Raw genomic sequence first — 11,852 nt, 5'->3', positions numbered from 1 at the left:
ACCGAAGTGGACGGTGTGGCCGACGCGGTGCGTGTCGTGCGGGCCGTCGTCGACGTGCCGCTGTTCGTGAAGCTGCCGGGCCAGGCGTCCGACGTCGTCGCGCTGGCCCGCGCGGCCCGGTCGGCGGGCGCGGACGCGGTCGGGCTGGTCGGCCGCTACCCGGGCTTCCTGCCCGACCTCGACGGCGGTGCGGTACTGGGCTCGTGGGGCGCGTGGAGTTCACCGGGGTGCCTACCGATGAGCCTGTACTGGGTGGGCAAGGCGTTCCAGCGGCTCGACGTGCCCCTGATCGGGACGAACGGCGCCCGCACCGCGAAGGACGTCCTGCGGTTCCTCGCCGCGGGCGCGCGGGCGGTGGAAGTCGTGACGGCGCTGTGGCTCGGCGGTCCCGTGGCGCTGCGGGAGCTGGTCGACGGCGTCGCCGGGGTGGACGAGGGCTTCGTCGGCAGCGCACTCGCCGGGACGCGGGAGTACGCGGACGTGCCGCCCCTCCCGGCTCCGGCGTGGCTGCCCTACACCGCGCGCTGGACGTCGTCCGGGCGGTAGTGCCCGCCCAGCTCGTGAGTGAGCTCCCGCGCGGTGTCGACCACCACGCGCAGTTCGGGGGTGTCGTCGCCCATCGACAACGTGTTGTCCGGGCCCACGATCGCGATCGTCGCGCAGATCCCGTACTCGTCGAAGACCGGCGCCGCCACGGCCACTATCCCGGGCGTGCTCATCGCGGAGCAGTGGCCGACCGCGCGGACCCGGTCGACGTCGGCGCGCAGCTCGTCGCGCGCGGTGCCGGACAGGTTCCCGATCAGCCGTTCCATCGACAGCTGGTCGGCGTGGTAGGCGAGGAAGACCTTGCTCTGCGCGGTGTCCAGCGGCAGGTGGCTGCCGACGCGCACGGACACCACCACGATCGTCGAGACGTTCTCCTCGACCCGCGAGACCACCGGGCCGGTGAGGCCCCAGAGGCTCAGCACCACGCTCGTCTGCGTCGCCCGCGAGAGGGCCTGCATGTGCCGCGGCGCCAGGTTGACCACCCGGCGGTGGCCGATCGCGAACGCGCCCAGCTGAAGCAGGAGCCCGCCCGGCGCGTAACCGCCTTCGTTGCTGCGCTCGAGGAGCCCGGCCGCGACGAGCGAGGTGCAGTAGCGGTACGCCGTCGTGCGGTTGAGGCCGAGGCGCTCGGCGACCTCGCCGGCGGTGACCTCCGGCGTCGCGGGGTCGAACAGGGACAGGATCTGGCTGACCCGGCTGACGGCCTGGATGTCGGCCTGGTCGGCGCGGGTGTCCGGGGACCGCGTCGGTTTGGTCACGGGGGCCTCCGCCGAGAGTCTGGTACCGCTGTTCGAATAGTGAACACAGGCTACCGGACGCCGGCCGGGTTACCGCCGAAGCCGTTGTGGCGGACGGGTACGAACTAGGCGGCCAAGCCCACGTACAGGAACCCGAGCAGGGTTCCGGGACCGACCAGCAGGCAGATGCTGATCCCACCGAGCAGCGGTTCGTCGGCTCGGTGCATCTTCCACAGCAGGCCGACGGCCGCCGCGACCGTGGCGGCGAGCAGGGTCAACACGACAACGGACAACATAGGATTCCTTCGCGCAGCAGTGATCACGGCGCCGGGCGACGGCGTCGTGGAACGGGCTTTCAGCTCGCGAAGGCGGGTGGGGCGCGGGTGGACCGCGATGCCGGGACCGAGACCGCGCGGAGGGTCTCGCCGGACTGTTCGGCGTGCCCCGGCTTCAGCGTGGGCGCGGCACCGGGCGAAGCCGGGCCGATCGCCCACGGGACCGGGGTGGTGGCCGGCCCGCGCGGGACGGCGGGGCGGACCGAGATGAGGTCGTGCGCCGGCGCCGTGGCCACCGCCGGGCCGTCGGGGACCGGCGACCACGGCTGGACGGCGGGGGCACCGCCGAGGACCAGCAGGACGGCGAGCAGCAACCCGAGGCGGCGGTACCACCCCGGGTTGCTGCGCTGTCCGAATCGTCCGATGTGGTCAGGCTACCTCAGCCACCGCCGTAGGTGGCCTGGGTGACCGCGAAGACGTTGCGGTTGCCCACGCCCTCCTGCAGCGACCACAGCAGGTCGGCGGCCGTGGCGTCCTCCCAGTACGAGATGCTCTCGCCGCCGCTCACCCACGCGAACGTGGACGAGCTCGCGCCCGGCTTCCAGTAGTAGAGCTGCTTCTGGCCGGAGGAGTTGAACCACCAGCGGCCGTTGTGGGACGCGACGCCGTTGAGCTTGTACCAGGGCAGCTGCAGCGCCTGGCTCGCCGTGGTCGTGGCGGCGAACACGCCGGTGGAGTCGAACGGGTAGCGGATCGCCCGCGGCGCCCGGTTCGGGTAGTCCGTGCAGCCCGACGAGCAGGTGTACTCCGTCATGACGATCGACTTGCTGACCCGGTCGAGCGAGATCGACGACCAGGCGAGGTTCGTGCCCGACGTCGTCTTCGACGTGATGGTGCCGACCTGCGGCAGGACGTAGGCGTAGTTGTGCGCGTAGTACGTGCTGCCGCTCTGGTGCCCGATCTGGTCGGCGGTGCCGCCGGTGTCGGTCTTGAGGATCTTGCGCATGTCGAACACGCGCATGCCCTTCCCGGTGTCGGCGACGTAGAGGTAGTCGCCGTACCAGGAGACCCCGCCCGCGTGGATCGGGATGTCCTTGAAGTCCGGCGCCGCCGCGGTCCCGGTCGGCTCGACCAGCAGGACCTTGCGGTAGGCGTTCGGGTAGGTGGCGTCCCAGTCGACCAGGGTGATCCGGCTGCGCTGCTGGGCGCCGTCGCAGCCGTCCTTGGTGTACCAGCTGACCAGCACGAGCTGGTGGCCGTCGTAGTTGCCGCTGTTGGCGGTGCCGACGGCGTCGCGGCTGGTCGTGATGCCCTGCGGGTAGTTCGAGCAGTCGGAGTTGTCGCCGCTGTCGAAGCGGAAACCGCCGGACAGCCCGGCGACCGAGAACGACGACGGCAGCGCCGTGCGGTCGTGGTTCGCGTTCTCCATCACGGTGTGCACGGCCGCCGTGCCCAGCGTCGAGACCAGGGCGCTGTTCACGGCGTCGAACTGGTTGTAGTTCGCGGCCAGGGTGTACTGGCTCGCGGTCAGCGTGGTCGGCCCCGCGGCGGCCTGCGCGGCCGTTGGAGCGGCGAACAGCCCCGCGAGCACGCCGGCGGCGAGCGCGGCTTTGGTCAATCGATGGCGTGACTTCATGTGACCCCCAAGAGTCCGATCGATGCCCGGCTCATGGTCGTACCGGGCGAGGTGGGAAAGCAACAGCCTTCGCCGGATGGGCGGTATCCGTTCACATGCGGTCTCACATTGAGACCCGCGCGGCCCGGGCGGCGTGCTGTGATCGCGGACATGGAATCCGGACCCGAACCCGACGCGCACCGGGTGTGTTTCGAGCGCGCACTGGTGCCCGCCGGGTGGCTGATCGACGGCCGAATCCCCGTCGTGCCTACCAGCTCGACGGGACGTACGCCCAGCCGAGGTAGTCGGAACGCTGCGCGTAGGTGCTCGTCTGGTACACCGACGGACCGGTGCTGATCGCGACGCCGCCGCCCAGCGCGAGCATGATGTGCCCGGCGCTCGTGGTGCTGGTGAAGAAGACCGCGGCGCCGGCCGGGGCGACCGAACCGGTGTGGATGCGGCCGTTGTTCTTCTGCCACTGGTAGTGCGACGTGGCGGTGGCGAACCGGCCGCTGGTACCGAAGGCGCGCTCGACGAACAGCTCGCACTGGTTGTTCCAGTCGGTGTGGCCCAGCCGTGCCTTGGCGAACGCGATCGCGCTGTCGGCCCGCGGGTCCGCGGGGAACGCCGAGCCGCCCGGCTTGAGGCCGTCGGTGTCGCAGTGCGGGATGCCGCTGACGAAGCCTTCGGTCCCGGTCTTGACGTAGGCGTCCGGTACCCACAGGTTGTCGGCGGTGAAGTCCCAGATCTCGTCGGACGCGGTGGCCTGGCACACCACGGGCACCGAAGCGCCGGTGAGGTACTTGTCCGCGACGCTGCCCGCCGCGTCGGCCGCGTCCCCCTTCTTCGCGCGGCCGTTGAGGTCGGCCTTCGCCGGGTAGGAGTGCGGCGTCGTGCACTGCGGCGCGACCATCGACGTCGAGCCGGTCTTGACGTAGGCGTCGGGCACCCACAGGCCGTCGGTGGTCAGGTCCCAGATGCTGCTGCCGCCGTAGGCCGGGCCGGTGTCCTGGCAGGCCAGTGCGACCGACGTGCCCGCCGGGTACATGTTCGCGATGCGCTGCGAACCCACGGCCACGTCGGGGTCCTTGACGGTCCGGCCGTCCACTGTGGTCGAAACCGGGTAGGCCGACGCGGCCTGCGCGGCGGGGGCGGCCAGCCCGGTGAGCGCGGTGGCCAGCCCGATGGTGGCGACCGCGGCCTTCAGTGTGGTTCTCACGTGTCCTCCAGACTTTGTCCGGCCGATGGTCGGCGGCGGGCGTACAAGAGCCGTACAAGCGCCCGGTCTGGAGTAGTACGAGCGCCTTAGCGATCTCCGTGAAGGTCCACATCGGACGCATCATGGCGACGCCGGCCTCAGCTGACGGGCTGCTCCCCGGCCGCGCGCTGCCGCAGGACCTTCAAGGACTGCTCGCACCAGCGCAGGTTCTCCCGCTCGAACGACAGCCCGCGCATCAGCGTCAGGTACGGCCCGATCCGTTCGGCCCCGGCCAGGTAGTCGTCCTCGAACCGGCCGTCGAGCAGACGCGCGCGGAGCCGTTCGTAGCGGGCGATCTTCGACTCGGCGAGGGCCATCCGCTCCTCGAGCGCCTTCCGCACCGCGGCCCCGTCGCCCACGTCGACCGCCTGGACCTGCACCAGCAGCTCGTCGCGGATCACCCCCGGCCGGGGCGGGCGCGCGGTGAACTCCTGCAGGGTCCGGTGGCCTGCTTCGGTCACCGAGAACAGGCGCTTGTCCGGCCGCCGCTCCTGGTGGACGACCCGCGCGGAAACCAGGCCGTCGGCCGCCATCCGGTCGAGTTCGCGGTAGAGCTGCTGCGGGGTCGCCGCCCAGAAGTTCGCCACCGAGGCGTCGAAGGCCTTCGCCAGGTCGTAGCCCGACGCCTCGCCTTCGAGCAGCGCCGCCAGCAGCGCGTGACGCAGCGCGGTACTCACTTAGTTGAGTGCTTCTCGCTGGATCTGCTCGAACTGCGCCGCCATGGCTTCGGCCAGTGCCTGGGCCGCCGACAGCGGGCGGACCATCACCGTGAACTCGTCGATCAGGCCGTCGGCGTCGAGGTGCAGGAAGTCGCAGCCCTCGACCCGCACGTCGCCGATCCGCGCCTCGAAGACGAGGGCATGGTCGCGGCCCTCGTCGCCGCTCAGTTCGCGCACGTAACGGAAGTCTTCGAAGACGCGCAGGACGCCCCGCAGGATCGCGGCGGTGATCGCCTTGCCCGGGTACGGCTTGAAGGCCACCGGGCTGCGGAACACGACGTTCTCCGCGAGCGTGGCGGCCATGGCGTCGGGATCGCGGGCCTCGACGGCCTTGCGGAAGCTGCTCATGCGGTACCTCACCTAGTCAATTAGTTGAGTACACCGTAGCAGCTCGGCCGACCCTGGCCGCCGTATAACGCCCTACACGGCGGCGCTGCGGGGTTCGTACTGGGCGCGCAACGCCTTCTTGTCCGGCTTGCCCAGCCCGGTCATCGGCAGGGAAGACGCGACGATCACCTGCTTGGGCACGTGCACCGGGCCCTTCCGCTCCCGCACCGACGCCTGGATCTCGCCGGTGAGGCGCTCGATCGCCGCCTCGTCCAGGGCTTCGCGCAGGACGACGACCGCGGTCACGGCCTCGCCCCACTTCTCGTCCGGGGTGCCGATCACGCCGACCTGCGCGACCGCGGGGTGCTCGGCGACGACGTCCTCCACCTCGCGCGGGAAGACGTTGAAGCCGCCGGTGACGATCATGTCCTTGACACGGTCGACGATGAACCAGAAGCCGTCCTCGTCTTCGCGGGCGACGTCGCCGGTGTGGAGCCAGCCGTCGCGGAAGGTCTCCGCGGTGACCTCCGGGAGGTTCCAGTAGCCGCCGGCGAGCAGGGGGCCTGCCACGCAGATCTCGCCGGGCTCGCCGGGGGGCACCGGCGCGCCGTCCGGGCCGAGCAGGGCCGTGCGCAGGAAGGCGGACGGCCGCCCGCAGGAGGACAGCCGCGCGTCGTCGTGGTCGCCCTTGGCGAGGTAGCTGATCGCCATCGGGGCTTCGGACTGGCCGTAGTACTGCGCGAAGATCGGCCCGAACCGGTCGATCGCCTCGCGCAGCCGCACCGGGTTGATCGACGCGGCCCCGTAGTAGACCGTCTGCAGCGACGAGAGGTCACGGGTGCGGGAGTCCGGGTGGTCCATCAGGGCGTAGAGCATGGTCGGCACCAGCATGGTGGCGGTGATCCGCTGCTCCTCGATGACGCGCAGCACTTCGGCGACGTCGAACTTCGGCAGCACGACCAGGGAGCCGCCCTTGAGCAGTGTCGGGGCGAAGAACGCCGCGCCGGCGTGGGAAAGCGGTGTGCAGATCAGGAACTTCGGCGCTTCGGGCCACTCCCACTCGGAAAGCTGGATCTGGGTCATCGTGGTCATCGCCCGCGCGGTCCCCATGACACCCTTGGGTTTCCCGGTGGTGCCGCCGGTGTAGGTGATGGAGACGACCTGGTCCGGCGGCAGTTCGACGGGCACGAGTGGCTTCGGCTCGAAGCCGGCGGCGGCCGCGGTCAGGTCCTTGCCGACGTGCGACAGCGAGTCCGGGACCGGCCCGATGGTGAGCACCTGGGTCAGCCCCGGCACCTTCTCGAGCAGCCCGAGCGCGCGCTCGACGAACGCGGGCACCGGGTCGATGATCAGCGTCGTGATGCCGGCGTCTTCGAGGATGTAGGCGTGGTCGTCCAGTGACCCGAGCGGGTGCAGCGCGGTCCGCCGCGAACCCTGCACCTGCCCGGAGGCGATGACGAGCAGGACTTCGGGCCGGTTCAGCGACAGCAGCGCGACGGGGGCCCCGGTGCCGGCGCCGAGCGCTTCGAAGGCCTGGGCGTACTGGCTGACCTGTCCGGCGGTCCGGCCCCCGGTCAGCGTGGTGTCGCCGAGCACCATGACGGGCTTGTCCCGGTGGCGCTTGAGGGCGGACACGACCAGGTGTCCGAGGTGGTTCGGGTGCCGCATCGCCTGCTCGTCCATCGGTCTCCCTTCCGCGGCGCCAGACTAGAACACGTTCCAGTTTTGGGCAACACGGCTCGGGGGCGTCACGGCACCGGGGCTGCCTCGGCGCGGGCCACGGCCTCGTCGCGGTCGGGCCGCAGCAGGTAGCCCACCCGCAGCGCCCGATCCGCCGCCGCGGTGAACTTCGCGACGTACGTGGCGTGGTCCGGGTACAGCTGCCGGATCCGTGCCGGTGACAACGGTGTCGTCGTCCCGAGCAGCAGGCACGCGCCCGGCACGTTGCCGCCGCTGTTGTTGGGCGCGTACGCCGCCACCGGTGCGTCGAGGTCGGGCAGCCGGACGCCGCCGAGGGCGTTCTGGTCGCCGTCGCGCACCACGATCAGGTTGAGCAGCAGCGGGATCGGCGGCGCGATGGGCGGGGCCGCGCCGCCGCGGGCCCAGCGGTCCAGGTGCGCGAACGCCGCGTTCTCCGCGTACCGGAAGGTCATGCTGTTGACCGGCTTGTCGCACGTCGTCGGCGCGCCGTCGTTGATGGACCGGTCGCGCGCGTTGGCCGCGTTGTAGAGGTCGAGCCCGTACTGGTCGGCGTGCGCGGTGCCGGCGACTTCCCAGGTGCGCACCCGTGCGGTGTCCTGGCGGACCGAAGCCGAGGCGACGACGTCGGTTTCCGACTGCAGGACGAAGACCGGCACGTCGAGATCGGTGCGGATGCGGGCCGACAGCGGGCCGAGGACGCCGTCGCCGATCGGGGCCGCGAGCGCGGCGCGGCCGTGGACCATGATGCCGTCGTAGGCGTGGCGCACCGGCTGGATCGCGTTGGCGTAGGTGGTCAGCCGCAGCGCGGACTGCGAGTGGCCGGTGGCCAGCACGAGCGACGGCGACCGGCCGCCGAACAGCCGCGGGTCGGTCCGGACGGCCTGCGCGGCCTGGGAAAAGACGTCGTAGGAAAGCGCATCCCCGCTCAGGTCCACGGTGCCGTACCGGCCGGGGTCGAGGCTCTTGAGCTTGTCGGCTCCCGCTTTCTGGGTCGTCACGCCGACGTAGGCGTAGCCCTGCCGGGTGAAGTACTCGTACGACTGGGAGAAGTCGACGGGGATGTCGACGCCGAAGCTGACGTTGAGCCATTCGACGACGACGGTGCCGGTGAAGCGCGCGGGATCCGACGGCCGCACCACGACCATCCGCGTGGTGTACGGGTTGCCGGTGCTCGCGACCCGCGTGGCCCACCTCCCGTCGTCGGTCCACAGGCCCGTCTGGGTGAACGTGTCGGCTTGGCCGGACAGCAGGTATTCCTCCTCGATGTACCCGCGGCTGGCGAGGTCGAGGACGCCTTGGGCGCCGCTGACCGGCCAGCCCTTGCCCGCGTTCGCGGGCACGGCGGTGACGGTGGGCGCGGCGGCGTGGGCGGTTCCGGTGAGCACGAGGCCGGACAGGAGCGCGGTCAGCAGGACGAGCAGGGCTCTGCGCATGGGAATCCTTCCTGGTGGTGGCCGATGGCGGGAGGGCTCCGACTCCCGCTACCGTCCACATCGGACACAGGCGCGGCGGCCGGGCCGGCCACCGCCTTCGTCTTCTACTCGCCGGTACGGGCCAGGGCAACGAACGGTCCGTCCGGGGAGGCGGAAACAGCGGGGAAAGCTCAGGGAAGTGACAAATCGCAGGCACCGGTCACTCGGATCCGGAGAAATCCGGGAAGTCCTTCCGGCGCCGCAACCTTGCGCGGGTGTCACTCGTTGCGCGACTATTCGCGGAACGTTTCTGCACGTGCAAGCGCACGGGCGAGGGGGTGTGGTGACCGAGGTGGCGCCGGCGGTGGCCGGGACGGTGGACGGCCCGAGCGACGCGGCATTGATCGAGGCGGTACGCGGTGGGGACATCGCCGCGTTCGGCCGGTTGTACGACCGGCACCTCGGGGCCGCGCGCCGGGTGGCGGCCGCGATCGCGGCCGACGAGGCCGAGCGCGACGACCTGATCGCGGAAGGATTCACCCGCGTACTGCGGATTCTGCGCTCGGGCGAAGGTCCGGACGAGGATTTCCGGCCCTATTTGCTGACCACCATCCGGAACACGATGATCAGCTGGCGGCGGCGCGATTCGGCCGTCTCCCTCGTCGCCGAGGTGCCGGACGTCCTGCCGGGGGAGGGGAGCGACGAGCCGGTGGGCAGCCGGCTGCACGCCACCGTCGCCGCGGATGCGTTCGCGAGCCTGCCCGAACGGTGGCGAACCGTCCTGTGGCGGACCGAAATCGACGGCGATTCGCCCGCGCGGATCGCCGCCGACATCGGGATGACGCCGAACGGCGTCGCCGCGCTGGCCTACCGCGCCCGCGAGGGCCTGCGCCAGGCGTACCTGGACCAGCACGTCCCGGCCGCCCGGCGGCGGAACTGCAAGGCCGTCTCCGCGCAGCTGGCCCGGTACGTGCGCGACGGGATCGGGGACCACAAGGCCCACCGGATCACCGCCCACCTCGACCGCTGCGCGGACTGCCGCGAGCTCGCCGGCGGCCTCCGCCAGCTCAACCAGGAGCTGCCCGCGACGATCATCCCGCTCATCCTGGGCGTCCCGATCGTGTCGCAGTGGCTGTCCGCCACCGGCTCGCTCGCCTCCTCGGGCGCCGCGGCCGGTGCGAGCACGTCCGCGTTGTCGTGGGTCACGGCGGCGAAGGTCGCCGCGGCGAGCGCGGCGCTGGTCACGACGGTGACGATCGGCGCGAGCACCTCCGCCGACGTGCCGCCCGTCTCCGGGCAAGACGGCATGACCACGCAACCGGCCGGGCGGGGACCCGGCACGCGAGCCGTGGCGCCCGCCGCGTCCTCCGGTGCCCCGACGTCGGACGCGCAGCCTTCACCGGAGCCCGCTGCTCCGGCCGCCGAGACGACCGGTGAGCAGCGGCCCGGCGGGTCGACGGGGGCGGCGAACCCGACGAAGCCCGACGTGGCGGCGGACCCGGAGCGGGGAAGGCCGTCCACGCAGGCGGGCAAGCGGCAGAACGAGGACAAGACGAAGACCCCGGGGCCGAAGCCGGAGCAGACGACCGGACCGCCGGGCTGACCCGGCCTCACGCGGGGGCCGGGCCACCCGCTCAGCAGGGCTGGAGCAGCCAGCAGAGCCGGAAGTTCGCCTGGTACGTCGCCGACGTCGGCGGCGCCACGATGTTCTGCGTCCGCGCCCCGCCGTGCGCCCAGCTGGTGAAGGCGTACTTGAGGTTGAGCGGCGGCAGGTTCTGCGGGCTGTTCGCGCTGATCGAGTTGGTCGAACCGGCGATGACCGTGCGGGAGAACGGGGTCCGCTGCTGCGTCCCGCCGACCGTGAGCATCGCCTGGTTCGGGTTCGACGTGAAGTTCAGCGTGACGGTCTTCGGCTGCAGGTCGATCGTCTTGGTCCCGGTCCGGCCGGTCGAGTCCGTCGCGGTCAGCGTCAGCTGCAGGTACGACGGGTACTCGTGGTCGGGTGCGACGAACGAGCCCGACGCCACGCCCGGGAAGTCCTGGACGTTGTGGGTGTGGCAGGTGCCGTTGGCCGCGCAGTGCCGGATCGCGAGCCGCCAGGACAGCGCCGAGGGCGGCAGCTGGCCGTCCTGGGCGTCGATCGCGCGGCCGGCGAAGGGCACCGTCTGGCCGACCGACCAGGTGAGCGCGGCGTCGGGCGTGTCGATGACCGGTACCGGGTCGAGCCCGGCCGGGTTCCCGACGGTGACGCGGACGGTCGTGGTCGCCGTCGCGCCGTGCGAGTCGGTGACCCGCAGCCCCGCGTCGACCGTCGCCGCGGCGGTGTAGGTCCAGGTGGGCTGCGATGCCGTGGAGTCGTCGTACGCGCCGTCGGCGTCGAGGTCCCAGGCGTAGGACAGGGTGTCGCCGGCGTCCGGGTCGGTGGAACCGGTGCCGTCGAACTGGACGGTGAGCGGCGCGGGCCCGCTGGACGGCGTCGCCGTGGCCGCGGCGACCGGCGGTCGGTTGGTGCCGCCGGGGTAGCCGACGCGGTGGAGCTCTCCGGCGCCGAGCGCGACGTAGAAGAGGTCGCCGTCCGGGCCGGTGAGCACCTGGACCGGCACGTTGGCGCCGGTCACGAACGGCACCAGCCGGCTCGGGCTCGGCTGGCCGCCGGAGGTCTGCATCGCCCAGATGCAGCCGCGGGAGGAGTCGGCGAAGAACAGCGCGCCGGCGTACTCGGCGGGGTAGTTGCTGCCGGACTCGAAGGCGATGCCGCTGATCGACGAGCCGCCGGTCGGGCACGGGTCGCTCGCGACGACCTTGGCGTTGTGGTTGTAGGCGTAGTACGGCGCGGTCTGGCCGCCCGCGGAGTACAGCGATTCGCAGCGGTCGAGGTTCGCGCCGTCGTAGCCGGCCTGGCGGGCGGTGCCTTCGAAGCAGGGCCAGCCGAAGTTCTCGGCCACGCCGTCGCCGACGTCCGCGACGCGGTTGATCTCTTCCCAGGTGTTCCAGCCGACGTCGCCGGCCCACAGCTCGTTCGTGCCGGGCCGGAACCCGAACCGGAACTGGTTGCGGGAACCGTAGGCGATGATGCGCCGGGCGTTGGCGTCGGAGCTGCCCGCGAACGGGTTGCCGGGGAGCCCGGCGCCGGTGTCCGGGTCGATGCGCAGGAGCGTGCCGTTGAGCAGCACCGGCTGCCCGGCCGCCCGGCGCGGGGACTGCGACCGCAGCGCGCCGCCTTCCGCGGTGGGCGGCGAGAGGTTCGTGCCGGCCGGCGACG

General features: G+C 71.9%; 11 protein-coding genes and 1 pseudogene. 2 read left to right on the top strand and 10 right to left on the bottom strand.

Annotation, left to right across the window (positions count from 1 at the left end):
* Positions 1-546: pseudogene (locus tag G3I65_RS25360) on the top strand (hypothetical protein); the annotation flags it as partial.
* Here G3I65_RS25360 and G3I65_RS58830 read toward each other — a convergent pair.
* The 9 genes from G3I65_RS58830 to G3I65_RS25315 all read right to left on the bottom strand — a co-directional run bounded on the left by G3I65_RS58830 (position 513) and on the right by G3I65_RS25315 (position 8,611).
* The gene (locus G3I65_RS58830) at positions 513-1,304 is read right to left on the bottom strand and encodes an IclR family transcriptional regulator (RefSeq protein ID WP_160698323.1); all 792 of its coding nucleotides are present in this window, start codon (positions 1,302-1,304) and stop codon (positions 513-515) included. The pseudogene G3I65_RS25360 and the gene G3I65_RS58830 sit on opposite strands and share 34 nt — an antisense overlap.
* A 104-nt stretch (positions 1,305-1,408) precedes the next feature.
* Complete coding sequence (locus G3I65_RS25350; protein ID WP_160698322.1) at positions 1,409-1,576, bottom strand: hypothetical protein; 168 nt, start codon at positions 1,574-1,576, stop codon at positions 1,409-1,411.
* A 62-nt stretch (positions 1,577-1,638) separates the two neighbouring features.
* Positions 1,639-1,932, bottom strand: a complete 294-nt coding sequence (locus tag G3I65_RS25345; protein WP_160698321.1) for a hypothetical protein — start codon at positions 1,930-1,932, stop codon at positions 1,639-1,641.
* Between the two features lie 65 nt (positions 1,933-1,997).
* A complete protein-coding gene (locus G3I65_RS25340; protein WP_239071432.1) occupies positions 1,998-3,176 on the bottom strand; it encodes a hypothetical protein in 1,179 nt (392 codons plus the stop codon).
* Between the two features lie 265 nt (positions 3,177-3,441).
* A complete protein-coding gene (locus tag G3I65_RS25335) occupies positions 3,442-4,392 on the bottom strand; it encodes a hypothetical protein (protein WP_160698319.1) in 951 nt (316 codons plus the stop codon).
* A 137-nt stretch (positions 4,393-4,529) separates the two neighbouring features.
* The gene (locus G3I65_RS25330) at positions 4,530-5,081 is read right to left on the bottom strand and encodes a PadR family transcriptional regulator (RefSeq protein WP_160698326.1); all 552 of its coding nucleotides are present in this window, start codon (positions 5,079-5,081) and stop codon (positions 4,530-4,532) included.
* Between the two features lie 27 nt (positions 5,082-5,108).
* On the bottom strand, positions 5,109-5,498 hold the full coding sequence (locus tag G3I65_RS25325) for a nuclear transport factor 2 family protein (RefSeq protein WP_160698318.1): 390 nt from the start codon (positions 5,496-5,498) through the stop codon (positions 5,109-5,111).
* A gap of 72 nt (positions 5,499-5,570) precedes the next feature.
* Positions 5,571-7,160, bottom strand: coding sequence for a fatty-acid--CoA ligase FadD8 (gene fadD8, locus G3I65_RS25320; RefSeq protein WP_160698317.1), 1,590 nt, complete (start codon positions 7,158-7,160; stop codon positions 5,571-5,573).
* A gap of 65 nt (positions 7,161-7,225) precedes the next feature.
* Positions 7,226-8,611, bottom strand: a complete 1,386-nt coding sequence (locus tag G3I65_RS25315) for an alpha/beta hydrolase domain-containing protein (protein WP_203612503.1) — start codon at positions 8,609-8,611, stop codon at positions 7,226-7,228.
* Between the two features lie 322 nt (positions 8,612-8,933).
* Here G3I65_RS25315 and G3I65_RS25310 point away from each other — a divergent pair, with 322 nt between their 5' ends.
* The gene (locus G3I65_RS25310) at positions 8,934-10,193 is read left to right on the top strand and encodes a sigma-70 family RNA polymerase sigma factor (RefSeq protein ID WP_309235693.1); all 1,260 of its coding nucleotides are present in this window, start codon (positions 8,934-8,936) and stop codon (positions 10,191-10,193) included.
* Positions 10,194-10,224: 31 nt separating this feature from the next.
* Here G3I65_RS25310 and G3I65_RS25305 read toward each other — a convergent pair.
* Positions 10,225-11,852, bottom strand: a 1,628-nt coding sequence (locus G3I65_RS25305) for a PQQ-dependent sugar dehydrogenase (RefSeq protein WP_160698316.1), incomplete at its 5' end; no start/stop codon positions are given.

This window comes from Amycolatopsis sp. SID8362 (genome assembly GCF_010550475.1).
Lineage (GTDB): Bacteria > Actinomycetota > Actinomycetes > Mycobacteriales > Pseudonocardiaceae > Amycolatopsis > Amycolatopsis eburnea.
The sequence above is the reverse complement of the archived record's forward strand: the minus strand, read 5'-3'. Positions and strand labels throughout refer to the sequence as shown.